General features: G+C 69.9%; 24 protein-coding genes. 11 read left to right on the top strand and 13 right to left on the bottom strand.

Annotated elements, in window-relative coordinates; genetic code table 11:
* Positions 1–213: 213 nt before the first annotated feature.
* The 6 genes from GAS53_RS30095 (at position 214) to GAS53_RS30070 (ending at position 7,219) form a co-directional block, all read left to right on the top strand.
* Positions 214–1,263: a BMP family lipoprotein gene (locus tag GAS53_RS30095; protein ID WP_151480876.1), complete on the top strand. Its 1,050-nt coding sequence runs from the start codon at positions 214–216 to the stop codon at positions 1,261–1,263.
* Positions 1,264–1,531: 268 nt separating this feature from the next.
* Positions 1,532–3,100, top strand: a complete 1,569-nt coding sequence (locus GAS53_RS30090; RefSeq protein ID WP_151480875.1) for an ABC transporter ATP-binding protein — start codon at positions 1,532–1,534, stop codon at positions 3,098–3,100.
* A complete protein-coding gene (locus tag GAS53_RS30085; RefSeq protein WP_151480874.1) occupies positions 3,100–4,239 on the top strand; it encodes an ABC transporter permease in 1,140 nt (379 codons plus the stop codon). The genes GAS53_RS30090 and GAS53_RS30085 overlap by 1 nt, the downstream gene beginning before the upstream one ends.
* Positions 4,236–5,501: an ABC transporter permease gene (locus GAS53_RS30080; RefSeq protein WP_151480873.1), complete on the top strand. Its 1,266-nt coding sequence runs from the start codon at positions 4,236–4,238 to the stop codon at positions 5,499–5,501. Before GAS53_RS30085 ends, GAS53_RS30080 begins: the two co-directional genes overlap by 4 nt.
* Positions 5,498–5,905, top strand: a complete 408-nt coding sequence (locus tag GAS53_RS30075) for a cytidine deaminase (protein WP_151480872.1) — start codon at positions 5,498–5,500, stop codon at positions 5,903–5,905. The genes GAS53_RS30080 and GAS53_RS30075 overlap by 4 nt, the downstream gene beginning before the upstream one ends.
* A gap of 30 nt (positions 5,906–5,935) precedes the next feature.
* Complete coding sequence (locus GAS53_RS30070) at positions 5,936–7,219, top strand: thymidine phosphorylase (protein WP_151480871.1); 1,284 nt, start codon at positions 5,936–5,938, stop codon at positions 7,217–7,219.
* Between the two features lie 110 nt (positions 7,220–7,329).
* On the opposite strand, the gene GAS53_RS30065 is transcribed toward GAS53_RS30070, so the two are convergent.
* Complete coding sequence (locus GAS53_RS30065; RefSeq protein ID WP_151480870.1) at positions 7,330–8,250, bottom strand: AEC family transporter; 921 nt, start codon at positions 8,248–8,250, stop codon at positions 7,330–7,332.
* A gap of 236 nt (positions 8,251–8,486) precedes the next feature.
* Between GAS53_RS30065 and GAS53_RS30060 the strand changes: the two genes are divergently transcribed.
* Complete coding sequence (locus GAS53_RS30060; protein WP_151480869.1) at positions 8,487–8,873, top strand: STAS domain-containing protein; 387 nt, start codon at positions 8,487–8,489, stop codon at positions 8,871–8,873.
* Here the strand turns inward: GAS53_RS30060 and GAS53_RS30055 are convergent.
* Both GAS53_RS30055 and GAS53_RS30050 read right to left on the bottom strand, forming a co-directional pair.
* Entirely contained in the window at positions 8,766–9,773 is a 1,008-nt protein-coding gene (locus tag GAS53_RS30055) for a sigma-70 family RNA polymerase sigma factor (RefSeq protein ID WP_151480868.1), read from the bottom strand. The two genes, GAS53_RS30060 and GAS53_RS30055, sit on opposite strands and share 108 nt — an antisense overlap.
* A gap of 168 nt (positions 9,774–9,941) precedes the next feature.
* Positions 9,942–11,252: an MFS transporter gene (locus GAS53_RS30050; protein WP_151480867.1), complete on the bottom strand. Its 1,311-nt coding sequence runs from the start codon at positions 11,250–11,252 to the stop codon at positions 9,942–9,944.
* A gap of 65 nt (positions 11,253–11,317) precedes the next feature.
* Between GAS53_RS30050 and GAS53_RS30045 the strand changes: the two genes are divergently transcribed.
* A complete protein-coding gene (locus GAS53_RS30045; protein ID WP_151480866.1) occupies positions 11,318–12,268 on the top strand; it encodes a LysR family transcriptional regulator in 951 nt (316 codons plus the stop codon).
* A 104-nt stretch (positions 12,269–12,372) separates the two neighbouring features.
* Here GAS53_RS30045 and GAS53_RS30040 read toward each other — a convergent pair whose 3' ends face one another.
* Positions 12,373–13,134, bottom strand: a complete 762-nt coding sequence (locus GAS53_RS30040) for an alpha/beta fold hydrolase (protein ID WP_151480865.1) — start codon at positions 13,132–13,134, stop codon at positions 12,373–12,375.
* Positions 13,135–13,247: 113 nt separating this feature from the next.
* On the opposite strand from GAS53_RS30040, the gene GAS53_RS30035 reads away from it, so the two are divergent.
* Together GAS53_RS30035 and GAS53_RS30030 are read left to right on the top strand one after the other, a co-directional pair.
* Entirely contained in the window at positions 13,248–14,402 is a 1,155-nt protein-coding gene (locus tag GAS53_RS30035; RefSeq protein WP_151480864.1) for an adenosine deaminase, read from the top strand.
* A gap of 125 nt (positions 14,403–14,527) precedes the next feature.
* The gene (locus tag GAS53_RS30030; protein ID WP_151480863.1) at positions 14,528–14,890 is read left to right on the top strand and encodes an ATP-binding protein; all 363 of its coding nucleotides are present in this window, start codon (positions 14,528–14,530) and stop codon (positions 14,888–14,890) included.
* A 91-nt stretch (positions 14,891–14,981) separates the two neighbouring features.
* Here the strand turns inward: GAS53_RS30030 and GAS53_RS30025 are convergent, their stop codons facing one another.
* The 5 genes from GAS53_RS30025 to afsQ1 form a co-directional block, all read right to left on the bottom strand.
* The gene (locus tag GAS53_RS30025; protein WP_151480862.1) at positions 14,982–15,185 is read right to left on the bottom strand and encodes a PspC domain-containing protein; all 204 of its coding nucleotides are present in this window, start codon (positions 15,183–15,185) and stop codon (positions 14,982–14,984) included.
* A 112-nt stretch (positions 15,186–15,297) separates the two neighbouring features.
* Positions 15,298–15,867, bottom strand: a complete 570-nt coding sequence (locus tag GAS53_RS30020) for a VanZ family protein (RefSeq protein WP_151480861.1) — start codon at positions 15,865–15,867, stop codon at positions 15,298–15,300.
* Positions 15,868–15,969: 102 nt separating this feature from the next.
* Positions 15,970–16,608, bottom strand: coding sequence for a hypothetical protein (locus GAS53_RS30015; protein WP_151480932.1), 639 nt, complete (start codon positions 16,606–16,608; stop codon positions 15,970–15,972).
* Between the two features lie 50 nt (positions 16,609–16,658).
* Positions 16,659–18,260, bottom strand: coding sequence for a sensor histidine kinase (locus GAS53_RS30010; protein WP_151480860.1), 1,602 nt, complete (start codon positions 18,258–18,260; stop codon positions 16,659–16,661).
* Positions 18,257–18,934 (bottom strand): two-component system response regulator AfsQ1, encoded by a 678-nt coding sequence (gene afsQ1, locus GAS53_RS30005; RefSeq protein ID WP_128380879.1) that lies wholly within the window; start codon positions 18,932–18,934, stop codon positions 18,257–18,259. Before afsQ1 ends, GAS53_RS30010 begins: the two co-directional genes overlap by 4 nt.
* 262 nt (positions 18,935–19,196) lie before the next feature.
* On the opposite strand from afsQ1, the gene GAS53_RS30000 reads away from it, so the two are divergent.
* Positions 19,197–19,949 carry a SigE family RNA polymerase sigma factor gene (locus GAS53_RS30000; protein ID WP_151480859.1) on the top strand — a complete coding sequence of 251 codons (753 nt, stop codon included), beginning with the start codon at positions 19,197–19,199 and terminating at the stop codon, positions 19,947–19,949.
* A gap of 215 nt (positions 19,950–20,164) precedes the next feature.
* Here the strand turns inward: GAS53_RS30000 and GAS53_RS29995 are convergent, their stop codons facing one another.
* The 4 genes from GAS53_RS29995 to deoC form a co-directional block, all read right to left on the bottom strand.
* Positions 20,165–20,869 carry a uridine kinase gene (locus GAS53_RS29995; protein WP_225859173.1) on the bottom strand — a complete coding sequence of 235 codons (705 nt, stop codon included), beginning with the start codon at positions 20,867–20,869 and terminating at the stop codon, positions 20,165–20,167.
* A gap of 163 nt (positions 20,870–21,032) precedes the next feature.
* Positions 21,033–21,950 carry an aldehyde dehydrogenase family protein gene (locus tag GAS53_RS29990; RefSeq protein WP_151480858.1) on the bottom strand — a complete coding sequence of 306 codons (918 nt, stop codon included), beginning with the start codon at positions 21,948–21,950 and terminating at the stop codon, positions 21,033–21,035.
* Positions 21,943–23,379 carry an aldehyde dehydrogenase family protein gene (locus tag GAS53_RS29985; protein WP_151480857.1) on the bottom strand — a complete coding sequence of 479 codons (1,437 nt, stop codon included), beginning with the start codon at positions 23,377–23,379 and terminating at the stop codon, positions 21,943–21,945. Before GAS53_RS29985 ends, GAS53_RS29990 begins: the two co-directional genes overlap by 8 nt.
* Positions 23,380–23,384: 5 nt before the next feature.
* Positions 23,385–24,341 (bottom strand): deoxyribose-phosphate aldolase, encoded by a 957-nt coding sequence (gene deoC, locus GAS53_RS29980; RefSeq protein WP_151480856.1) that lies wholly within the window; start codon positions 24,339–24,341, stop codon positions 23,385–23,387.
* Between the last annotated feature and the right edge of the window lie 40 nt (positions 24,342–24,381).

Raw genomic sequence — 24,381 nt, 5'->3', positions numbered from 1 at the left:
GCCCGCCCGCTCTCTTGCCTTCTGCGCAGGTCACCCGCCGCCCCCGGACCTTTGCGGTCGGCAAGCCCCCGCCCGGCCGGCAGGAGGCCTCGGGCACAGGCGCATAACAAGGTGAACAGAAGGGGTTCTCCAGGAGGGTCTACGCGCGTTACTCTGCGGCGAAGCCAGCGCCGAAGGTGTCCGACAGGCGCTAGTACGACAGGAGCACAACACATGCGCCGGGTTCCCCGCATCGCGCTCGCAGGCGCGGCGGCCGCCTCTTTCGCCCTCGTCCTCTCCGCCTGTGGCGGTACCTCGACCTCCTCCGGCTCGTCGGAGTCGAAGGGCGACAAGGGCCTCGCCATCGCGTACGACGTCGGCGGCAGGGGCGACCAGTCCTTCAACGACGCCGCGTACGAAGGCCTGAAGCAGGCGAAGAGCGAGTTCGGCTACGAGACCGCCGACATCGAGCCCACCGACGGCGAGACCGACGCCGACAAGGAACAGCGTCTTGTCTCGCTGGCCAAGCAGGGCCACAACCCGGTCATCGGTATCGGCTACGCCTACGCGCCGGCCGTCAAGGCCGCCGCGGAGAAGTACCCCGACACCACCTTCGGCATCGTCGACGACGCCACGATCGAGGCGGAGAACGTCGCGGACCTGGTCTTCTCCGAGCAGGAGGCCTCGTACCTCGCCGGTGTCGCCGCCGCCAAGGCCACCAAGACCAACACCGTCGGCTTCGTCGGCGGTGTGGACATCCCGCTCATCCACAAGTTCGGGGCGGGCTTCGAGCAGGGCGTCAAGGACACCGAGCCCGGTGTCAAGGTCCTGTCGCAGTACCTGACGCAGACCGCCGAGGAGGGTGGCTTCTCCAGCCCCGACAAGGGCAAGACGGCTGCCGAAGGCCAGCTGGAGAAGAAGGCCGACGTCGTGTACGCGGCGGCCGGTCTGTCCGGTCAGGGTGTCATCGAGGCCGCGTCCGCCAACAAGGTGTGGGCGATCGGTGTCGACTCCGACCAGTACCAGCAGGAAGCCCTGAGCAAGTACAAGGCCTCCATCCTGACCTCCGCGACGAAGGATGTCGCGAAGGCGGTGTACAACCTCGCGAAGTCGGTCGAGGACGGCAAGCCCGAGAGCGGTATCGTCAGGGGCGACTTGAAGTCCGGTGAGGTCGGCCTCGCGGACTCCAACCCGAAGTTCAAGAACGACACCGCGATCCAGGAAGCCGTCGAGGCGGCCAAGGAGAAGATCATCAGCGGCGAGATCAAGGTCAAGAGCAGCTGACAGCAGTACCTCAAGAGCAGCCAGGCGAATCCGGGGAAGTTCAGGCACGCCGCCACGTCGCCGGTACTTCCCCGGAGCCGCTTAGTAACCGCGGGGTTACGTCCGCTCAACGGGGTACAGGGAGCCTGGCTCCTTGTGCCCCGTTCTCGCGAGACGCCGCCCCTCATGTTGCCGTAGGGGCGCTACGCGCGTAGACGACCCCCTTTCCTCAGGAGAGTGCGCCATCAACGCGTCCAGCAGCCCTCCGGCCGGCGCGGTCAACGGTCAGGTGACCGCAGTCGAACTCGCCGGGATCACCAAGCGATTCCCCGGCGTCGTGGCCAACCACGACATCCACCTCAGCGTCCGCAAGGGCACGGTCCACGCCCTCGTCGGCGAGAACGGTGCCGGCAAGTCGACGCTGATGAAGATCCTCTACGGCATGCAGAAGCCGGACGAGGGAACCATCGCCGTCGAGGGCGAGCAGGTGACCTTCCACAGTCCCGCCGACGCCATCGGCCGCGGCATCGGCATGGTCCACCAGCACTTCATGCTCGCCGACAACCTCACGGTCCTGGAGAACGTCGTCCTGGGCAGCGAGAAGCTGTACGGCATCGGCGGCAGGGCCCGCCGCAAGATCGTGGAGCTCTCCGAGCGGTACGGCCTCGGCGCGCGCCCCGACGCCCTGGTCGAGGAACTCGGCGTCGCCGACCGTCAGCGCGTGGAGATCCTCAAGGTCCTCTACCGCGGCGCTCGGATCCTCATCCTCGACGAGCCCACCGCGGTCCTCGTCCCGCAGGAGGTCGACGCGCTCTTCGCCAACCTGCGCGAGCTCAGGGCCGAGGGCCTGTCGGTCATCTTCATCTCGCACAAGCTGGGCGAGGTGCTCTCGGTCGCCGACGAGATCACGGTCATCCGCCGCGGCACGACGGTCGGCACCGCCATCCCGGCCGAGACCAGCCCACGCCAGCTCGCCGAGCTGATGGTCGGCAGCGAGCTGCCCACCCCGGAGACCGCCGAGTCGACGGTCACCGACCGGCCGGTGCTGGCCGTCGAGGACCTGCGCCTGGTCGCCCCGGGCGGCAAGGCACTCCTCGACGACATCAGCTTCACCATCCACGAGGGCGAGGTTCTGGGCCTGGCCGGCGTCGAGGGCAACGGCCAGACCGAGCTGATCGAGGCGCTCATCGGCCTCAAGGGCGCCGACTCCGGCACCATCACGCTGGCCGAGGAGGAGATCACCTCCTGGGGCACCCGCAGGCGCCGCGAGCAGGGCATCGGCTACATCCCCGAGGACCGCCACCGCCACGGCCTGCTCCTGGAAGCCCCGCTCTGGGAGAACCGCATCCTCGGCCACGTCACCGAGAAGCCCAACGCGAAGGGCGTCTGGCTCGACATCAAGGGCGCCCAGGAGGACACGCGCCGGATCGTCGAGGCGTACGACGTCCGCACGCCCGGCATCGACGTCACCGCGGCCTCCCTGTCCGGCGGAAACCAGCAGAAGCTGATCGTCGGCCGCGAGATGATCCACAAGCCGCGCTTCCTGATCGCCGCCCACCCCACCCGCGGTGTGGACGTCGGCGCGCAGGCCGCGATCTGGGACCTCATCCGTGAAGCCCGCCGCGAGGGCCTGGCCGTCCTGCTGATCTCCGCCGACCTGGACGAGCTGATCGGCCTTTCCGACACCCTCCGGGTGATCTACAACGGCAAACTGGTCGCGGACGCCGATCCGGCGACCATCACTCCGGAGGAGCTCGGTTCGGCCATGACCGGCGCCGCCTCCGGCCACCTCGAGAACGAAGAGCTCGTAGAGCAGCTCGAAGAGCAGGCAGACGCCCCGGAAGACGAGGCCCGCTGATGAAGAAGTTCGACAAGGAGCGACTGCTCCTCGCGGTGGCCGGGCCGGTCATCGCGCTCGTCGTGGCCGTGGCACTGACCTCGGTCGTGCTGATCGCCTCGGGGAAGAACCCGATCGAGCCGTACACGATCATGTTCGAGCAGGCCTCGTTCTCCGACATCCAGGTCCTGATCATCAATCAGGCCTCGCTGTACTACATCGCGGCGCTCGCGGTGGCCATCGGCTTCCGGATGAACCTGTTCAACATCGGTGTGGACGGCCAGTACCAGCTCGCCGCCATGATGGCCGCGGTCGTCGGCGCCCACGCCAACCTGCCGGCGGTCCTGCAGGTTCCGCTGCTGCTCCTCACCGCGGTGTTCACCGGCGCCTTCTGGTCCGGCATCGCCGGTGTCCTCAAGGTCACCCGCGGTGTCAGCGAGGTCGTCGCGACGATCATGCTCAACGCGATCGCGACCTCCGTCATCGCCTACTTCTGGCTGCCCAGCGTCTTCGGCGTCAAGGTCGGCAACAACAACACCACCGGCGAGATGCACGAGTCCGGCTGGATTCCCGGCTTCGACATGGGCGCGGCCGGCGAGATCTACGGCCTCGTGGTCCTCGCGGCCCTGCTCGGCATCGGCTACTGGGTGGTCCTCAACCGCACCCGCTTCGGCTTCGACCTGCGCGCCTCCGGCGCCTCGGAGACCGCCGCCGCGGCCAGCGGTGTGAACCCCAAGCGCATGGTGCTCACCGCCATGCTGCTCTCCGGCGGCCTGGCCGGTCTCGCGGGCCTGCCGATCCTGCTCGGCGACTCGCACACGTACAGCCTGAACTTCCCGACCGGTATCGGCTTCCTCGGCATCGGCATCGCCCTGCTCGGCCGCAACAACCCGACGGGCATCGCCTTCGCGGCCCTGCTGTGGGCCTGGCTGGACAAGGCCTCGCCCGAGCTCGACTTCCACGGGTACGACAAGGAGATCGCGGTCATCATGCAGGGCCTGATCGTGATCGCGGTCGTCGTCTCGTACGAGGCCGTCCGTGAGTGGGGTCTGCGCCGCCAGCAGCGCCGCGTCGGCGCGGAACTCGCCGCGGGCCACGTCCTCGGCGCCAACGCAGGCACCTCCGACAACAACACTTCGAAGGAGGTGGCAGGCCGATGACCACCGTGACCGACCTCAACCAGCCCACGCTGCAGCCCGCCGCACCCCGCAGCCGCCGGATGACGCTCCCCGTCCTCCTGCTGGTCATCGCGGGCGCCCTGGCGCTGACCTCGATCGTCCGCATCATCACGGGCGCCGACGGCATCACCAACGTCAGCCAGATGTCCACCGCGCTCCAGCTGGCCATCCCGATCGGCCTGGCCGGTCTCGGCGGTCTGTGGGCCGAGCGCGCGGGCGTCGTCAACATCGGCCTCGAGGGCATGATGATCCTCGGCACCTGGTTCGGCGCCTGGGCCGGCTATCAGTGGGGCCCGTGGACCGGCGTCCTCGTCGGCATCATCGGCGGCTGCGTCGGCGGTCTTCTGCACGCGATCGTCACCGTCACCTTCAACGTCAACCACATCGTCTCCGGTGTGGCCATCAACATCCTGGCCCTCGGCGCCACCCGCTACCTCGCGCCGCTCGCCTTCGAGGGCACCCAGGGCGGCTCGGCCAAGCAGTCCCCGCCGGTCGAGTCGCTCGGCAACTTCACGGTGCCAGGACTCTCCGACGGACTCGCCGACCTCAACGACAAGGGCTGGTTCTTCCTCTCCGACGTCGCGGGCCTGCTCGGCGGCCTGGTCACCAACGTCTCCTGGCTGACCCTGATCGCCGTCGCGCTGATCCCCGCCACCTGGTGGATCCTGTGGCGCACCGCCTTCGGCCTGCGCCTGCGGTCCTGCGGCGAGAACCCGGTCGCGGCCGAGTCGCTCGGCGTCAACGTCTACAAGTACAAGTACCTGGCCGTGATCATCTCCGGCGGCCTGGCCGGCCTCGGCGGTGTCTTCCTGTCCATCGTGGCCAACCCCTTCTACCTGGAGGGCCAGGTCAGCGGCCGCGGCTACATCGGCCTCGCCGCGATGATCTTCGGCAACTGGATGCCGGGCGGACTCGCCATCGGCGCGGGCCTGTTCGGCTACACCGACAGCCTCAACCTGCGCGGCGGCGCCGCGAACGTCCACGCGCTGCTGCTGCTCGGCGCCATCCTGCTGGTCATCGGCGCGATCTGGCTGGTGGTCAAGAAGAAGTACGTGCCCGCCGTGATCACCCTGGCCGTCGGCGCGCTGGTGTTCACCTGGTACTCCCTCACCGACGAGGTGCCGAACCAGGTCGTCTCCGCCACGCCGTACGTCATCACGCTGCTCGTCCTCTCGCTGTCCGCGCAGCGCCTGCGGATGCCGAAGGCGGACGGCATGCCGTATCGGCGGGGGCAGGGCAAGTGACGTCCGACGAGGCCGCGACCGTCGACTGGGAGGCCCTGCGGGAGGTGGCCCGGGAGGCCATGTCCCGTGCGTACGCCCCGTATTCGGGCTACCCGGTCGGCGTCGCGGCCCTCGTCGACGACGGCCGGGTGGTCTCCGGGTGCAACGTCGAGAACGCCTCGTACGGGCTCGGGCTGTGCGCCGAGTGCGGCCTGGTCTCGGAGCTGCAGAACACCGGGGGCGGGCGGCTCACGCACTTCACCTGCGTGGACGGCCGCGGCGAGATCCTCGTGCCGTGCGGCCGCTGCCGGCAGCTGCTGTACGAGTTCGGCGGCCCCGATCTCATCCTGGAGACGCCGGCCGGGCTCCTGCCGCTCTCCGAGATGCTGCCGCAGGCCTTCGGGCCGGGGCATCTCACCAAGTAACGCCTGCTCTTCGGAAGGAAAGCCAAAGCCATGGCCATGGACGCCATCTCCGTCATCCGCACCAAGCGGGACCGCGGCGAGTTCAGCGACGAGCAGATCGACTGGGTCATCGACGCGTACACGCGCGGCGAGGTGGCCGACTACCAGATGGCCGCCCTGAACATGGCGATCCTGCTCAACGGCATGAACCGCCGCGAGATCTCCCGCTGGACGGCCGCGATGATCGCCTCCGGCGAGCGCATGGACTTCTCGTCCCTGTCCCGTCCGACGGCCGACAAGCACTCGACGGGCGGCGTCGGCGACAAGATCACCCTTCCCCTGGCCCCGCTCGTGGCGGCCTGTGGTGCGGCGGTACCGCAGCTCTCGGGCCGCGGCCTCGGCCACACCGGCGGCACCCTCGACAAGCTGGAGTCGATCCCGGGCTGGCGCGCGCTCCTGTCGAACGAGGAGATGCTCTCCGTACTGGACGAGGTCGGCGCGGTGATCTGCGCGGCAGGTGACGGTCTGGCTCCGGCGGACAAGAAGCTGTACGCGCTGCGGGACGTGACGGGCACGGTGGAGGCGATCCCGCTGATCGCCTCCTCCATCATGTCGAAGAAGATCGCGGAGGGTACGGGCTCCCTGGTCCTGGACGTGAAGGTGGGCACCGGCGCCTTCATGAAGACGATCGAGGACGCGCGCGAACTGGCGTCCACGATGGTCGGGTTGGGCACGGACCACGGCGTCAGGACCGTCGCGCTCCTCACAGACATGTCGACCCCGCTGGGCCTGACGGCGGGCAACGCGCTCGAGGTACGTGAGTCGGTGGAGGTCCTGGCCGGCGGCGGCCCGTCCGATGTCGTCGAACTGACCCTCGCCCTGGCCCGCGAGATGCTCGACGCGGCCGGCGTGAAGGACGCCGACCCGGCGAAGGCGCTGGCGGACGGTTCGGCGATGGACGCGTGGCGCCGCATGATCGCGGCCCAGGGCGGCGACCCGGACGCCCCGCTGCCCACGTCCCGCGAGCAGCATGTGGTGAAGGCCCCCTCGTCGGGCGTCCTGACCCGCCTCGACGCGTACGACATCGGCATCGCCGCCTGGCGCCTCGGCGCGGGCCGCGCCCGCAAGGAGGACCCGGTCCAGGCGGCCGCGGGCTTGGAGATGCACGCCAAGCCGGGCGACACGGTGACCGAGGGCCAGCCCCTCCTCACCCTCCACACGGACACCCCGGAACGCTTCGAGTACGCCCTTGAGGCGGTCGAGGGCTCGTACGACGTCGCGGCACGGGGAACGGACTTCACGGCGAACCCGATCGTGCTGGAGCGCATCGCCTGAACCACACACAGGTGAAGTGAAGGGAAAGGGGCCGGCGACACCCGCCGGCCCCTTTCACCTGTCCAGGGGAGCCGATCACCTGTCCTCGGGCGATGTCCTGGGGGCCGACCTCAGCCGAGGGTCGCCGCGACCACCACCAGCACCGGGACCGCCAGCATCGTCGACAGCAGGATCGACTCACGGGCCAGCACCTCGCCGACGCGGTAGCGCGAGGCGTACGTGAAGAGGTTCTGCGCGGCGGGCAGGGCCGAGGTGACGACGACGTCGAGCAGTGGGGCCCCGCGCAGGCCGAAGACGCCTGCCGCCAGGGCCCAGGCCGCCAGGGGCTGGCCCACCGACTTCAGGGCGACCGAGAGCAGCACAGGGGTCCGGTCGGGGCCCCGGCCCGGCATGGTGCTGCCGCAGAGCGAGATGCCGAAGGCCAGGAGGACGGCCGGGACCGACATGTTCCCGATCAGGGTCAGCGGGTCGAGGACCGGGCCCGGAACCGTCAGGCCGCTCGCCGAGACCGCGACCCCGGACAGGGAACCGATGCCGACGGGGTTGCGGACGGGGGCGGTCACCCGCCGCCACACCGAGCCCTTCTCGCCCGGGCCCGACAGGTCGAGGATCGTCAGCGCGACGGGGGTCATCACGATCTGCTGGAACAGGAGCACCGGAGCCACGAGCGAGGCGTCACCGAGGACGTACACGGCGATCGGAATACCCAGATTGCCCGCGTTGACGTAGCTCGAGCACAGCGCGCCGATCGTCGTCCGGCCCACTCCCCAGCGGCGTACGGCACCGACCGCGACGAACACCCCGGCCACCGCGAACGTACTGATCGCCGTCACCAGCAGCCGGCTGGACAGGATCACCGACAGGTCGGCCTGCGCGAGGGTGGTGAAGAGAAGGGCGGGTGTGGCGACGTGGAAGGCGAGTTTGGTCAGGACCTCCCGGCCGTTGTCCCCGAGATAGCCGCGGCGTCCGATCAGGTAGCCGACGCCGATGACGACGGCGATGACCGCGAAGCCGTTCAGCACCCCCTGCACGGCACCTCCACGCGCGCCCGGGGGTGGCCGGAGGCGAGGAGGCGGTCGGGTATTCGTGCGGCGGGCGATGATTCGTGGGGCATACACCCAACCCTCTTGGGTAGGGCAGTCCCTGGTCAATGTGACTTTGACCGACGGGACTTGGGGGGCATCTGATGGATCTCTGCGGCGTCTGGATCTCTGGGCGTCGCGAACACGCACCGAGCGCTCTGCGACGGCTCGGTGACCGCCCAGCGATGAGTTCCGCGCCGCCGCCCGGTCTACCGCTCGTGGACGCCATGACACCCGCTGTACTCGTACTGCCCGGCCCCGTCGCCCGAGACGAGGTGCCGAGGCTGTGCGAGGACGTGCGCGCACGGCTGGAGAGCAGCGGAGCCGGTGTCGTGGTCTGCGACGTCGCCGGTCTCGGACCACCAGGCCTGACCACCGTCGACGCGCTGGCCAGGATGCAGCTCGCCGCCCGCCGCGCGGGGGGACGGATCAGACTGCGCGACCCCGATCCGGCCCTGCGCGCGCTACTCGGTCTCGTCGGCCTCCGCTTCGAGGTGGAGGGGCAGCCCGAAGAGCGGGAACCACCGCTGCGTGTCGAGGAAGCAGTGGAACCCGGTGATCCGGCCCTCTGACGTCTCGAGGACCTGCACGGCCCACGGCGTGTAGCCGCCCTTGTCCGGATCCGGCTTGTACTGGGCGAAGCCCGGCAGGCCGTTCACCGCGACCGGTATCAGGCGGGAGTTCGCACAGGGGGCGCCGAGTGTCGTCATGAAGCCCGTGATGTCCTCGGGGCCGGACAGCCACAGGTCGAAAGGAGGCATCGTCATCACGGCGTCCTCGTGCAGCAGTGCCGTGAGCGCCGTCATGTCGTACCCCTCGAAGGCCGCCACATAGCGCTCGAGGAGCTTCTGCTGGTCCTCGTCGAGCGGGTCGGAGGTGGCGGCCCGGGCCGCGGTGCCGTCGCTCTCGGCGAGCGTCGCACGGGCCCGCTGGAGCGCGCTGTTCACCGAGGCGACCGTCGTGCCGAGCAGCTCGGCGACCTCGCTCGCCTTCCATGCGAGGACCTCGCGCAGGATCAGCACGGCCCGCTGCTTGGCCGGCAGTTGCTGCAGGGCGGCCATGAAGGCGAGGCGCACCGACTCCTTGGCCACCGCCGCCTCGGCCGGGTCGCCGACCGTCGGGAGCACGCGCGCGTCCGGCATCGGCTCCAGCCACGTGTTGTCCGGGCGCGGGTTCAGCGCCGCCTGCGCGAGCGGCGTCGACTCCGTCAGGTCCATCGGACGGGCCCGTTTGTTGCCCGCCGTCAGCATGTCCAGGCATACGTTCGTCGCGATCCGGTACAGCCACGAGCGCATCGAGGAGCGGCCCTCGAACTTGTCGTAGCTGCGCCAGGCGCGCACCAGCGTGTCCTGAACCGCGTCCTCCGCCTCGAAGGACGAGCCGAGCATCCGGTAGCAGTACCCCGTCAGCTCGACCCGGTGCTTCTCCAGCCGGACGTCGAGGTCTTCCGCCGTCGCCGTACCGTCGCTCATGGCCAACCCACCCCTGTGGCTGATTTCGTCGCACGCGCCGTTGCGCGCCAGCACTTCGGAAGCTACCGCACGGCACTGACAACGGCCCCCCGAGACGAAAAAGGTGCAGGTCAGAACAGTTGCTGTCCTGACCTGCACCCGTACGTTCGGAAGCCGACCCCCGGTGACTCAGTGCTGCACGGCCACCAGTCGCCGCTCCACCCGGGCCGCGTGCGACCCGACCACCGTGATCGTCACGACCCCGGCCACCGCCAGCAGGCCGAGCGCGACCGTCCCGGCCCAGCCGCCCGAGTGGAAGGCGATCGCGCCGAGCGTGCTGCCCGCGCTGGAGCCGACGTAGTAGGCGGACTGGTAGAGCGCCGAGGCCTGGGCGCGCCCCTCCTTGGCGGTGTGGCTGACCGAGGAGGACGCGACGGCGTGGCCCGCGAAGAAGCCCGCGGTGATCAGGACCAGGCCCAGCAGCACGAGCGGCAGGAAGTCGGCCAGCGACAGCAGCAGCCCGGAGGTCGTCGTACCGCCCGCCAGATACAGGGAGCCACGCCGCCCGAGCCGGCCCACCAGCCGCCCGGCCGTCGACGCCGAGACGGTGCCGACCAGGTAGACGAGGAAGATCGACCCGATGATGCCCTGCGGCAGCGAGAACGGGGCGTCCGTGAGGCGGTAGCCGATCACCGTGTAGACGGCGCCGAACACCGTCATGAAGAGCGCGCCGATCGCGTACAGCCTGCGCAGCAGCGGGTTCGAGAGGTGGTCGCGGACCGTGCGGACCAGCACCGCGGGCCGCAGCGAACCGGTCTTGAAGTGCTTCGGCGCCGGGAGCAGCAGCCGGAAGGCCACCGCGCAGCCCATCGCGATCAGGCCGATCACGCCGACCGCCACGCGCCAGCCCCACTCCTGCGCGACCCAGCCGGTGATGACCCGGCCGCTCATCCCGCCGACGCTGTTGCCCGCGACGAACAGACCGATCGCCGTGATCAGCGCCTTCGGCCGTACTTCCTCGGCCAGGTACGCCGTCGCCGAGGCCGGCAGCCCGGCCAGCGCCGCGCCCTGCACGGCCCGCAGCGCGATCAGCCAGCCGACCGACGGGGCGAAGGGCACCAGCAGCCCGACGGTCACCGCGATCGCCAGGGACGCCGTCATCAACGTACGCCGCCCGAACCGCTCCGACAGCGCGCTCAGCGGCAGGACGAACAGCGCCAGCGCGCCGGTCGCCGCCGACACCGTCCAGCTCGCCGTGCTCGCCGTCACCCCGAAGTCGCCGGAGATCAGCGGGAGCAGGGCCTGTGTGGAGTAGAGGAGCGCGAAGGTCGCGACACCCGCGAGGAAGAGTGCGAGGCTCATCCGGCGGTAGCCGGGCCCGCCCGGGACCATACGGGAGTCGGAAGGAGCGGAGGAGGCGACGGAGGCGGCGGAGGAGACGACGGAAGCGGCGGGGGAGGCGCCCACGGTGGTGGACGCCCCGGTACTGACGGAAGGCATGTTTCGAACCTAAAGACCTCCCCTTCATCCGTCCAATGCATGGAATTGCCATAATCGTTCCTGTGATGCATCAGCAGAGGTCAGAGCCTCACCTGTCACCGTCCAGTGACACAGAAGACATCGTCGCGATCCTCGCGCCGCGCCTCGCGTACTTCGCCGGGGTCGCCCGCACCGAGCACGTCACCCGGGCCGCGCAGGAGATGCAGGTTCCGCAGTCCACCTTGTCCCGTGCGATGGTCCGCCTCGAGCAGGACCTGGGCGTCGACCTGTTCGCCCGCAGAGGCCGCACGGTTTCCCTCACCCCCGCCGGGCGCACATTCCTGTCCTCCGTGGAGCGGGCCCTCGCCGAGATCGAGCGCGCCGCCGACGAGGTACGCGCCGACGCCGACCCGACCACCGGCAAGGTCGCCTTCGGCTTCCTCCACACCATGGGCTCCGAGACGGTCCCCGGCCTGATCCGCGCCTTCCGCGCCGACCACCCCCGCGTCCGCTTCAGCCTCGTCCAGAACTACGGCGAGGCCATGATCGAACGCCTCCGCTCCGGCGAACTGGACCTCTGCCTCACGTCCCCCGTCCCGGACGCCCCCGACCTGGTGTCCCGCCGCCTCGACGAACAGAAACTCCGCCTGGTGGTCCCGGCCGATCACCGCCTGGCCTCCCGCCGCCGCATCCGCCTGGCCGAGGCCGCCGACGAAACCTTCGTCACCCTCGAACCCGGCTACGGTCTCCGCCGCATCACGGACGACCTCTGCCAACAGGCGGGCTTCCGCCCCAGGGTGGCCTTCGAGGGCGAGGAGGCGGAGACCCTGCGGGGTCTGGTGGCGGCGGGCCTGGGGGTGGCCCTCCTCCCGCCACCGGCCGTACCCCGCCCAGGAGTTGTGGAACTGACGGTCACGGCTCCGAGGGCGGCAAGAGAAATCGGCGTGGCTTGGCTGGACGGCCACCCGGACACACCTCCGGTGGCGGCTTTCAAGAGGTTCCTTCTGTCAAAGAGGGGAAACCTGCTCCCCGACTGAGGGTTCTTTGCCAACTGAGTCCCACAGGGGCGCGCCGTTTTAGGGGCGCGGGGAACTGCGCGACCAGCCACAACGAACCCGCACCCCACCACCGAACCCAACCCTCAGCGGCGAAGGGACCTCCCAAACCCGGAGGCAAGCGGCATACGCAACCCCAACGGCGGCGGAGCCGCCAACGCATCCTCAACGGGCCGGGAGAAAGCCCGGCCGAACAACGTCCCCATCACAAAGTCCTCCGCGAGCGCCAGCACTTCCTCCCGATGCTGACTCAGCGCATGCCCATCGGAATGAACCTCGAACCGACAGACATCCCGGTTCGCCTTCTTCACCCGCGAGGCGAGCCGAAACGACAACTCAGGATCGGTCCGCTCGTCATTGGTCCCGTGCACGATCAGGACTCGCCGCCCCACCAGCTGCTTCACCGGCTCGGCGGGCGCAGCGACATCCTCCTCGGGCAGCCAAGGAGACATCGCCAGCACGGAGTTCACGGCCGTGTGCCCGCCCGCGTGCAGGGCGGCCCGCCCGCCCATGTCCACCCCGGCAAGACACACGGGCACGTCCCCGTACCGCCGCACGACCTCATCGGCGGCCCAGGACGCGTCCCGCGCCAGATCCGCCTCCGTGCCGTTCCAGCCGCGAAAGCGATAGTGCACCACGTGCACGACCAGCCCCTCCGCCCGCCCGGCGCGGACAAGCCGGCGCCCCAACGCCCGTACGGACGCGGTCGCCAGCATCGGTGACGGCCTGCGGGCAGAGGCCTCCTCGCCGCCCGGCAGCAGCAGCACCACGCCGCTCACCGCCGTCGGCTCCGTACCGAGTGCCCGCCCCAGCCGGGCTCTGCGAACCGGCGTCGCTTGCTGTGCCATGACAGAACAGTGTCAGAAGCCATGGTGTACGCCATCCATCCACACGGTCACCGTTACGTATCGACGGATCCGTACAACGGGAGATCTACGCGCGTAGGCGTTAGAGTGCGGAGATGACGAGCCAGACCAAGAACACCCCGAGCTCGGAGCAGATCCGCCGGGCGCCGAAGGTCCTGCTGCACGATCACCTCGACGGGGGCCTGCGCCCCGGGACGATCGTGGATCTCGCCCGCGAGTCGGGCTATGCCAACCTCCCCGAGACGGACCCCGACAAGCTCGGCGTCTGGTTCCGTGAGGCCGCCGACTCCGGTTCCCTGGAGCGGTACTTGGAGACCTTCGCGCACACCTGCGCCGTCATGCAGACCCGCGAGGCGCTGGTCCGGGTCGCCGCCGAGTGCGCCGAGGACCTCGCCGAGGACGGTGTCGTGTACGCCGAGGTGCGCTATGCGCCCGAGCAGCACCTCGAAGCCGGGCTCACCCTCGAAGAGGTCGTCGAGGCCGTCAACGAAGGCTTCCGGGAGGGTGAGCGGCTGGCCCGTGAGAACGGCCAGCGGATCCGCGTCGGCGCCCTCCTGACCGCCATGCGGCACGCGGCCCGCGCCCTGGAGATCGCCGAACTCGCCAACCGCTACCGCGACCTGGGCGTCGTCGGCTTCGACATCGCGGGCGCCGAGGCCGGCTTCCCGCCCACCCGTCACCTGGACGCCTTCGAGTACATGAAGCGGGAGAACAACCACTTCACGATCCACGCGGGCGAGGCCTTCGGACTCCCGTCCATCTGGCAGGCCCTGCAGTGGTGCGGCGCCGACCGGCTCGGCCACGGCGTGCGGATCATCGACGACATCCAGGTGCACGAGGACGGCTCGGTGAAGCTCGGCCGTCTCGCCTCCTATGTACGCGACAAGCGCATCCCGCTGGAGCTGTGCCCCAGCTCCAACCTCCAGACGGGCGCCGCCGACTCGTACGCCGACCACCCCATCGGCCTCCTGCGCCGCCTGCATTTCCGGGCGACCGTGAACACCGACAACCGCCTGATGTCCGGCACCAGCATGAGCCGGGAATTCGAGCACCTTGTCGACGCTTTCGGTTATTCGCTCGACGACATGCAGTGGTTCACTGTCAATGCGATGAAATCAGCATTCATTCCTTTCGATGAACGACTGGCGATGATCAATGACGTGATCAAGCCGCGTTATGCGGAACTGAAGTCCGAATGGCTGTTCCAGCAGACCTCTTCCACCAGCGGTTCTGTGAGCGAAGAGGGCTGAATGCGAGAGACGGAAAGCGGCCGGGTGATGTCTGCTCGGCCGCTTTCCGATGTTTGCGGGGCGAGCTCGAACGTGATTACCGTTTTGGACCGCGCAAATCCCCGTCACCGCACGCAAGGACGAAGATGAAGCAGTCTGCTGCCAAGACCCTCGGTGTCGCCGCTCTCGGTGCCGCCTTCGCCGCTGCCGGCGCCGGCGCCGCCAACGCGGCCCCGGAGGCCCCCGCGGTCCCGGGCGCCTCCTCCGCGCTCGGCACCGCCACCAGCGCGCTGCCGACGGACGGGGTCACCAGGACCCTGCCCGGCGCCGACAAGTCGCTCGCCCAGGGCCCGAACGCGCTGGGCCGTGGCCTTGCCGCCGCTCAGCCGGCCATCGCGAAGGGCCTCTCCGGAGGGTCGGCCGGGCCGGCCTCCGGCATGCTCGGCGGCCTGCCGGTCCAGGGCCTGCCCACGCAGGGCCTGCCGGTGAACGGGATTCCGCTGGGCTGAGCACCACCGCGAGCACTTCCCCCGTACGCGCCGATGGGGCGCACCCCCGGTCGGGTGCGCCCCATCGGCGTCTGTGCGTGCGGTGTGCGCGTCACCAGGCCGTACGAGCCGCCTTGCCCTCGGAGGGGAACAGGATCCACAGCGCTATGTAGAGCAGGAACTGCGGGCCCGGCAGCAGGCAGGACAGCAGGAAGATCACCCGGATCGTGGTCGGGGACTTGTCGAAGCGCCGAGCCAGCGCTGCGCACACTCCGCCGATCATCCGGCCGTTGGTGGGGCGGGCAAGGCGGTTCATTTACGTCTCCCTCGTGAGCGTTCGGTAGTCAGTGGTTTCGCTATGAGGCCTCCCGTGCGGGCTGCCTCATCTGACGTCCACGCTACGGCCACGAAGGGGGCAAAGCGTCGCTCTAGGGGGCGATCCCGACCCTGGGAATCGTCGGGGTCCGACCCTGAGTCGCTTCCTCGGCCGCTTCCCCCTTCCTGCGGAGGACGGCGGCCCGGCGCCGCGTCTCGGCCCGGCGGCGCAGGCCGGCCCTGGCGGCCGGCACGACGGCGAGGTGGGCCAGCGTCACGCCCACCGTGTTCAGCAGCAGCGAGTCGACGTCCACGACCTGCCCGGGCACCCCGGTCTGCAGGAGCTCGATGCCCAGCGAGAGCAGCGCGCCGGCGGCGACCGTACGGAGCAGGGACAGCAGCGGCGAGACGGCGAGCCTGCCGCCCGCCATGGGCAGCAGCACTCCGAGGGGGGCGAGCAGCAGCAGGCCCTTGCCGATACTGCGAGCGGCCGCCTCGGGGCCCAGCGCCAGATCGGCCCTGATACTCGCGAACGGACGGAGGTTCGCGGCGCTCACCCAGGGCACGTCCAGGGGCCGCAGCGTGAGCCAGGCAACAAGCGCGAGATGTGCGACGAGGAGGACACCCCCCGCCGCACGGAAGCGGATCGCGGCGCTGCCGCCGTTTGAGCCTTGACGCTGCACGCCCCCCAAGACGCGGCCTTCGGCAGGATCGGTTCCGTGTGTGGGCGGCGCGTGGTCCGCACGGGTGAGGCGTGCGCCACAGACGGGGTCCCGCCGGGGGCCTCAGGTCCCCTCGGCCTCCGTCGACGGCGGGGTCTCCGTGCCCGGCCGGGAGCGGACCTCCTCCGTGCACTCGTAGCGGCGCGGGACGTCCGTGCCGGGACCGCCCAGGGTCACCGTGCCGTCGTCGGAGGCGGCCTCCGAGTCGCTGAAGGTGCAGATGATCTGGGCCCGCGCGTACGACGGCAGCCTCGCGGGCGGTGTGCTCAGGCGGAGCGTGTCGTCCGGGTCGCCGCTGTTCGGGCCGCTCACCGTCAGACCTTGCGGCACGCCCGTCGTGTAGTTCGCCTGCTTCTCGGCGTCCGAGGGGGGCTCGGAGAGCTCGTCGAGGAGCGCCTGCGCGGCGCGTACGCGGTCCGTCTCCGCCGGCCCGGCCTCGATGCGCACGGTCCGGTCGACCGGCGCCAGCTGCGAGGAGCAGAGCAGGAAGACCTGGACGAGGATGCCGCGCGAGGACTGCGTGGTGATGTCGGGACCGGTCAGCGCGCACGGCACCCGGGAGGGCGCGGGCCCGAAGTCCGTCGGCACCTCCGTCGCGCGGATCCCGCACCCGGCGAGTGCCACGGCGAGCAACGGCACGGCGAGGGCGAGACGAGCCGCACGCGTCCGGCGCACGGCACGCGTCCTACGTACGACGGGCATGCCGCGCCCGGCGCGCGTCAGGCGTACGCCCCATGAGTCGCGTACGGACATCACGCGCCCCCCTCGGTGCGGTCGCCCTCGTCGGGCTTGTCGGTGTCGTCGGCGTGCTCGGGGTTCTCCGGGTCCTCGGGGTCCTTGAGCTCGGAGGCGTCGCGCGGCAGGCGCAGGGTGAAGACGGCGCCGCCCTTGGGCGAGTTCGCGGCGGTGATCTCGCCGCCGTGGATATGGGCGTTCTCCTGGGCGATGGACAGGCCGAGGCCGCTGCCCTCGGAGCGCGGCCGGGAGGCGCTCGCCTTGTAGAAGCGGTCGAAGACGTGCGGCAGGACGTCCTCGGGGATGCCGGGGCCGTGGTCCTGGACCTCGATGACCAGGGCGTCGCCCTCATCACGCACGGACACGCGCACCGGGGAGCCGCCGTGCTTGAGGGCGTTGCCGATCAGGTTCGCCAGGATGACGTCGAGGCGGCGCGGGTCGAGGCGGGCCGTGATGCCGCGCTCGGCGTCCAGGTCCACCGCGTCCAGCCAGGCACGCGCGTCGATGCAGGCGGTGATCTGGTCGGCGATGTCGACGTTGTCGAGGACGAGCCGGGCCGTGCCCGCGTCGAAGCGGGTGACCTCCATGAGGTTCTCCACGAGGTTGTTCAGCCGCCGGGTCTCGCTGACGACGAGCCGGACCGCGGGCTCGATCATCGGGTCGACGCTGCCGGTCTCCGCGTCGAGCTCCTCCTCGAGGACCTCGGTCACGGCGGTGATCGCGGTCAGCGGTGTCCGCAGCTCGTGCGACATGTCCGCCACGAAGCGCCGGGACGCCTCGTCGCGGGCGCTCATGTCCGCGACCCGTTTCTCCAACGCCTCCGCCGTGCGGTTGAACGTCCGTGACAGATCCGCGAGTTCGTCCGTGCCCGACACCCGCAGCCGGGTGTCAAGCTTGCCCTCGCCGAGCCTGCGGGCCGCGACCCCCAGGCGGTGCACCGGCTTCAGGACGGTGCCCGCGGCGGCCTGCGCGAGCAGCGCCGAGCCGATCAGCGCGAGCCCGGTCGCGATACCCAGCGACCAGGCGAGGGAGTTGAGGTCCTTCGCCTCCGGCTCCAGCGACTTGAGCATGTACCCGGTCGGCCCACCGCCGATGACCTTCGCGCCGCCCACGAGATACGGCTTGTCGCCCTGCACTATCCGCTGCCAGTACAGGTGGTACGCGTACTTGTTGTTCGAGGAGAGCTCCTGCTCCTTGTTCACCGCCTTCTGGAGGGACTTCGGTACGTCCTCCAGCGTGAAGGTGTCCAGGTCGGAGTTCCCGCGGACGGTGTTGCCGTTCTCGTCCTGAGCGATCAGCAGCACGCTGAAGCGCTGGCTGCTGTTCGCCATCTGCCCGGCGGCGCGCTGCAGTTCGCCCTGCGTGGGATGCGGCCGCAGCGTGCTGGCGCGGGTCTGCATCGCCTGCTGGAAGTCGCCGAGCACCGCGTCCTGCGTGCGGGTGAGCACGGCCTCGCGGTTCAGCCAGTACGCGATCCCGGACGCCGACACGGCCGCGGTGAGCGCCACGAGGCCGAACACCACGACCAGGCGCAGTCGCAGACTGGTGAAGCGCAGACCCGCCAGTATGGTCTTGCGTGCCGCGGCCCAGCCACGGAGCTTGTCCTGCGGTTTGGTCACTGAGGACTGTCCAGCCGGTAGCCGACTCCGCGGACGGTACGGATCAGGGTGGGCGAGGACGGCACGTCCTCGACCTTCGCGCGCAGCCGCTGCACACACGCGTCGACGAGCCGCGAGTCGCCCAGGTAGTCGTGCTCCCACACCAGACGCAGCAACTGCTGACGGGACAGCGCCTGCCCGGGCCGCCGGCTCAGCTCGAGCAGCAGCCGCAGCTCGGTGGGCGTCAGCTGAAGATCCTCGCCGTTCTTCGTCACGGTCATCGCCGCACGGTCGATGACCAGCGAGCCGAACGTCGCCGAGTCGTTCGCCTCGCGCTCGCCGCGCCGCAGCACGGCCCGGATCCGGGCGTCGAGCACCCGTCCCTGCACGGGTTTCACGACATAGTCGTCGGCGCCGGACTCGAGCCCGACCACCACATCGATGTCGTCACTGCGCGCGGTCAGCAGAATGATCGGCAGCTGGTCCGTGCGCCGGATGCGCCGGCACACCTCGAACCCGTCGATGCCCGGCAGCATCACATCGAGGACGATCAGATCGGGCCGCTGCTCGCGCAACAGCTTCAGACCGTCCTCGCCGGTGGCAGCGGTGGCCACCCGGTGTCCCTGGCGCGTCAGAGAGAGCTCCAGGGCCGTCCGGATGGCGTCGTCGTCCTCGATCAGCAACAGGGAAGGCACGGACGTCATTCTGTCCCATGACGTGGACGTGTATCGACTGTTGGAGCGCTCCCACACATGTCCGCGTGCGAGTGCGTGGCGAGTGTGTCGTATGAGTAGCCGTACGACGCTTCTCTGTGATCGTCCTGTGCCGTGACTGGGCCCTACCCCTGTGACAGGTCTGTGACAGTCGGCGGACACCGTCATGAAGTGGCCGCGGCAAGCTTTTCGTCACAGGCAAGGAAACACCGCAGAACCGGAACTCCACGACGGGGGGCGCGAGATGAACACGCTGCACAGCACCAGCACTGGCGCAGTTGTCACGCGTCTCCACGACGTCACGAGGGGCACGGAGAAGTCCGGTGCCGTGAGCGGGCGGGGGTGCGCTCGCGGCACCGGGCGTCAGCACACCGGGTCGTACATGACGGTGGTTGACGCACATCTGGGGGGGACCAACGGGGGAACGTACGGGGGAGCAGCGTACGGGGAGGCCACGGGGGAGCGTCGTTCGGTGTCGGAGGCGGAGTTCACCGCCTACGTCCAGGAGCGCCGCGCCTCCCTGTACGCAACCGCCTACCACCTGACCGGTGACCGCTTCGAGGCCGAGGACCTGCTGCAGAGCGCCCTCTTCTCGACGTACAAGGCGTGGGACCGGATCAGCGACAAGGCCGCGGTCGGGGGCTACCTCCGCCGCACCATGACGAACCTGCACATCAGCGCGTGGCGCCGCCGCAAGCTGAACGAGTACCCGACCGAGGAGCTGCCGGAGACCGCCGGCGACACGGACGCGATGCGCGGCACCGAACTGCGCGCCGTCCTGTGGCAGGCGCTCGCCCGGCTCCCCGAACTCCAGCGCACCATGCTGGTCCTCCGCTACTACGAGGGCCGCACGGACCCGGAGATCGCGGAAATCCTCGACATCAGTGTCGGCACGGTGAAGTCCAGCATCTGGCGGTCACTCCGCCGGCTGCGCGAGGACGAGGTCCTCAGCTTCGGCCGTGACGAGGAAGAGTCCTTCGGGGAGCTTGTCGCCTGAAGGCTGTGGGGGGATGTCCGTCACTCCGGGGGGAGGTAGCGGACAGCACGGGGGAGCACTACCGGGGGGAACCAACGGGGTCACGGGGGACCACGGGGGAAGCGCACGGGGGAGCACAAAGGAGAGCGGGACTGGAGGGCCGGGGGGTCCATCCAGTCCCGCTTCTTCGTGTGCACGGGTTCCCTTGTGAGTGGGGCCGGGCGTGGGCGCGCCCCTCAGGGGCGCGGGGCCGTGACGTCATGCGGCTCCGCCGCGGGGCACGACCAGCCCCTACGCACCCGCACGTCATCAACGACTTCCCGCGCGGAGCGCTCCGCAGCGGCCAGTCGCCCCAAAGCCTCATCCCGATCACACGCGTAAGCGCCAAGCGCGGTCTGACGAGCCACGATCGACGACTCGTCCCGCATCAAGCGCCACCCCCGCCGAACCAGAAACGGCACGGACTTACGCCCCTCGCGCAGATCCCGCAGGAACCGCCGACGAAACGTGGTCACCGCCCCCCGGCTCAGACACAGCGCGTCGGCCAGAACGCCGGCCTCCCGGCACCGCCCCACAATCTCCGCGGCGAAGATGCCCTCGGCGATGAAGGCAGGCGCCCCCGCGAAATCAACGGCCTCTTCACCGGTCCGCGCGCTCAGCGAGATGTCGTACACCGGAACACTCGTACGCCCGGTCCGGCACAACTCCGAGATCGCCGCGACGGCCCCGTCCGCGTCCCAGGACAGCGGATGATCCCAGTCGATGTCCGAACTCCCCGCCACCTGCGGCAACGTCGGGTCGTCACCCTCCTTGTAGAAGTCGTCGAGCCGCAGCACCGGAAGGCCGGAGCGGGCCGCGAGGAGGGACTTGCCGGAGCCGGAGGGGCCGCACAGCAGCACGACACGGGCGGTTATCGCGGAATTCGGGGCATGGGAACTCACGAGACACCAGTCTGACGCATCGCGCGCCCCCGGCCGACCCCTCGGGTCGCCTTTGGAACGTGCATCACATCTCGGAAGCGAGTCGTACGAAGACGGAACGGAAGAGAAAGCCGCGCCTCCCCCGGACGGAGGGGAAGCGCGGCTCTCCCGTCTTCGGCGGCCGTCAGTACGACGAGCCGGAGGCGCCCAGTGCGCCCGTCGGGTGCCAGACCGTCTTCGTCTCCAGGAAGGCCGTCAGGCGCTCGATGCCGGGATTCGCAAAGTAGTCCGCGTTATCCACAGCCTGTGGGCGAACGACCCGCTTGAGATTGTCCGCGGCCGCGATCTCCAGTTCCTTCGCGAGTACGTCGTCGGCGCCGGCGAGGTCGATCGCGTTGACGTCCTGGTGCGCGGCGAGGGGTGTCGCGATTTCCGCCGTCTTCCCGGAGAGGACGTTGACGACGCCGCCCGGGAGGTCGGACGTGGCCAGCACCTCGCCCAGTGACAGCGCCGGGAGCGGGGACTTCTCGCTCGCGATCACGATCACCGTGTTGCCGGTCGCGATCACCGGGGCGACCACCGAGACCAGGCCCAGGAAGGACGACTTCTGGGGGGCCAGTACGACGACCACTCCCGTCGGCTCCGGGGTCGACAGGTTGAAGAACGGGCCCGCGACCGGGTTGCCGCCGCCGACCACCTGGGCGATCTTGTCGGTCCAGCCCGCGTACCAGACCCAGCGATCGATGGCCGCGTCCACCTGGACGGCCGCCTTCGACTTTGACAGACCCTCCGCGTCCGCGACCTCCCGTACGAACTGGTCCTTGCGGCCCTCCAGCATCTCCGCGACGCGGTAGAGGATCTGGCCGCGGTTGTACGCGGTCGCGCCGGACCAGCCGCCGAAGGCCTTGCGGGCGGCCACCACGGCGTCGCGGGCGTCCTTGCGCGAGGAAAGCGGCGCGTTGGCCAGCCACTCGCCCTTCGAGTCCGTCACCTCGTACACCCTGCCGCTCTCGGAACGCGGGAACTTCCCGCCCACGTACAGCTTGTAGGTCTTGAAGACGCTCAGACGCCGCTGTTCGGTCTTCTCGGTCTTCTCAGACATCGAGGTACGCCTCCAGGCCGTGACGACCGCCCTCGCGGCCGAAGCCCGACTCCTTGTAGCCGCCGAACGGCGAGGTCGGGTCGAACTTGTTGAACGTGTTGGACCAGACGACGCCCGCGCGGAGCTTGTTCGCCACGGCCAGGATCCGGGAACCCTTCTCGGTCCAGATGCCCGCCGAGAGGCCGTACTGGCTGTTGTTGGCCTTGGCGACCGCCTCGTCCGGAGTGCGGAAGGTGAGGACGGAGAGCACCGGGCCGAAGATCTCGTCGCGGGCGATGGTGTGCGCCTGGGTGACGTTCGTGAAGAGCGTCGGGGCGAACCAGTAGCCGGCGGACGGGAGTTCACAGGCCGGGGACCAGCGCTCGGCGCCCTCGGCCTCGCCCCGCTCGACGAGCGAGGTGATGCGCGAGAGCTGTTCGGCGGAGTTGATCGCGCCGATGTCCGTGTTCTTGTCGAGCGGGTCGCCGAGGCGGAGGGTCGAGAGGCGGCGCTTCAGGGAGTCGAGGAGCTCGTCCTGGATCGACTCCTGGACCAGCAGGCGGGAGCCCGCGCAGCAGACCTGGCCCTGGTTGAAGAAGATTCCGGTGACGATGCCCTCGACGGCCTGGTCGATGGGGGCGTCGTCGAAGACGATGTTGGCGCCCTTGCCGCCGAGCTCGAGGGTGACCTTCTTCTTCGTGCCCGCCACCTGGCGCGCGATGGCCTTGCCGACCGCCGTCGAGCCGGTGAAGGCGACCTTGTTCACGTCGGGGTGCTCGACGAGGGCCGCGCCCGTGTCGCCGTATCCCGGAAGGATGTTGACGACGCCCTTCGGGAGGCCCGCCTGGCGGCAGATGTCCGCGAAGAACAGGGCCGAGAGGGGGGTGGTCTCGGCGGGCTTCAGGACGACCGTGTTGCCGGTGGCGAGCGCCGGGGCGATCTTCCACGCCAGCATCAGCAGCGGGAAGTTCCAGGGGATGACCTGGCCCGCGACGCCCAGCGGCCGCGGGTTCGCCCCGAAGCCGGCGTGGTCGAGCTTGTCGGCCCAGCCCGCGTAGTAGAAGAAGTGCGCGGCCACGAGGGGGAGGTCGGCGTCCCTCGTCTCCTTGATGGGCTTTCCGTTGTCCAGCGTCTCCAGGACGGCCAGTTCGCGGCTGCGCTCCTGGATGATGCGGGCGATGCGGAACAGGTACTTGGCGCGCTCGGAGCCGGGGAGAGCGGACCACTTCTCGAAGGCCTTGCGGGCGGCCCTCACCGCGCGGTCGACGTCCTCGGTACCCGCCTGGGCGACCTCGGAGAGGACCTCTTCGGTGCTCGGGCTGACGGTCTTGAAGACCCTGCCGTCGGCGGCCTCGGTGAACTCGCCGTCGATGAACAGGCCGTAGGAGGGTGCGATGTCGACGACGGCGCGGGACTCGGGCGCCGGTGCGTACTCGAATGCGGAAGCCATGGTGATCAGTCCACCGTCACGTAGTCGGGGCCGGAGTAGCGGCCGGTGGCCAGCTTCTGACGCTGCATCAGCAAGTCGTTCAGGAGCGAGGACGCGCCGAAGCGGAACCAGTGGTTGTCCAGCCAGTCCTCGCCCGCGGTCTCGTTGACCAGGACCAGGAACTTGATGGCGTCCTTGGTGGTGCGGATGCCGCCGGCGGGCTTCACACCGACCTGTACCCCGGTCTGCGCGCGGAAGTCGCGCACGGCTTCCAGCATGAGGAGGGTGTTCGCGGGCGTCGCGTTGACGGCGACCTTGCCCGTCGAGGTCTTGATGAAGTCCGCGCCCGCCAGCATGCCGAGCCAGCTCGCGCGCCGGATGTTGTCGTACGTCGACAGCTCGCCGGTCTCGAAGATGACCTTCAGGCGGGCGGCGCCCGAGGCCTCCTTCACGGCGATGATCTCGTCGTACACCTTCATGTAGTTGCCCGCGAGGAACGCCCCGCGGTCGATGACCATGTCGATCTCGTCGGCGCCCGCGGCGACGGCGTCCCGCACGTCGGCCAGCTTGACGCCCAGGGCGGCGCGGCCCGCCGGGAAGGCGGTCGCGACCGAGGCGACCTTGACGCCGGAGCCGGCGACGGCCTCCTTGGCGACGGCCACCATGTCGGGGTAGACGCAGACGGCGGCGGTCGTCGGGGTCGTACGGTCCGTGGGGTCCGGGCGGACGGCCTTGGCGCCGAGCGCCCGGACCTTGCCCGGGGTGTCCGCGCCTTCCAGCGTCGTCAGGTCGACCATCGAGATGGCGAGGTCGATGGCGTACGCCTTCGCGGTGGTCTTGATGGAACGGGTGCCGAGCGAGGCGGCGCGCGCCTCCAGGCCGACCGTGTCGACGCCTGGCAGCCCGTGGAGGAAGCGGCGCAGCGTGCTGTCGGACGCGGTTACGTCGCCGAGTGCGTGTGCAGCGTTTGCTGTGGTGGGCATGGTCACCAGCCGAGCATATCTACGCGCGTAGCGGCTGTAC

Source organism: Streptomyces albicerus, from assembly GCF_008905045.1.
Taxonomy (GTDB): domain Bacteria; phylum Actinomycetota; class Actinomycetes; order Streptomycetales; family Streptomycetaceae; genus Streptomyces; species Streptomyces albicerus.
Note: the sequence above shows the minus strand (reverse complement) of the source record. Positions and strands in the feature narration are given on the sequence as shown.

Coding starts and splice junctions, on each gene's coding strand:
- GAS53_RS30050 (WP_151480867.1), bottom strand. CDS start 11,252: ATGCCTTCCGTCAGTACCGGGGCGTCCACCACCGTGGGCGCCTCCCCC.
- GAS53_RS30000 (WP_151480859.1), top strand. CDS start 19,197: ATGAACACGCTGCACAGCACCAGCACTGGCGCAGTTGTCACGCGTCTC.
- GAS53_RS29985 (WP_151480857.1), bottom strand. CDS start 23,379: ATGGCTTCCGCATTCGAGTACGCACCGGCGCCCGAGTCCCGCGCCGTC.
- GAS53_RS30025 (WP_151480862.1), bottom strand. CDS start 15,185: ATGAACCGCCTTGCCCGCCCCACCAACGGCCGGATGATCGGCGGAGTG.
- deoC (WP_151480856.1), bottom strand. CDS start 24,341: ATGCCCACCACAGCAAACGCTGCACACGCACTCGGCGACGTAACCGCG.
- GAS53_RS30030 (WP_151480863.1), top strand. CDS start 14,528: ATGAAGCAGTCTGCTGCCAAGACCCTCGGTGTCGCCGCTCTCGGTGCC.
- GAS53_RS30055 (WP_151480868.1), bottom strand. CDS start 9,773: ATGAGCGACGGTACGGCGACGGCGGAAGACCTCGACGTCCGGCTGGAG.
- GAS53_RS30095 (WP_151480876.1), top strand. CDS start 214: ATGCGCCGGGTTCCCCGCATCGCGCTCGCAGGCGCGGCGGCCGCCTCT.
- GAS53_RS29990 (WP_151480858.1), bottom strand. CDS start 21,950: ATGTCTGAGAAGACCGAGAAGACCGAACAGCGGCGTCTGAGCGTCTTC.
- GAS53_RS30045 (WP_151480866.1), top strand. CDS start 11,318: ATGCATCAGCAGAGGTCAGAGCCTCACCTGTCACCGTCCAGTGACACA.
- GAS53_RS30040 (WP_151480865.1), bottom strand. CDS start 13,134: ATGGCACAGCAAGCGACGCCGGTTCGCAGAGCCCGGCTGGGGCGGGCA.
- GAS53_RS30035 (WP_151480864.1), top strand. CDS start 13,248: ATGACGAGCCAGACCAAGAACACCCCGAGCTCGGAGCAGATCCGCCGG.
- GAS53_RS30085 (WP_151480874.1), top strand. CDS start 3,100: ATGAAGAAGTTCGACAAGGAGCGACTGCTCCTCGCGGTGGCCGGGCCG.
- GAS53_RS30080 (WP_151480873.1), top strand. CDS start 4,236: ATGACCACCGTGACCGACCTCAACCAGCCCACGCTGCAGCCCGCCGCA.
- GAS53_RS30060 (WP_151480869.1), top strand. CDS start 8,487: ATGAGTTCCGCGCCGCCGCCCGGTCTACCGCTCGTGGACGCCATGACA.
- GAS53_RS30015 (WP_151480932.1), bottom strand. CDS start 16,608: ATGCCCGTCGTACGTAGGACGCGTGCCGTGCGCCGGACGCGTGCGGCT.
- GAS53_RS30070 (WP_151480871.1), top strand. CDS start 5,936: ATGGCCATGGACGCCATCTCCGTCATCCGCACCAAGCGGGACCGCGGC.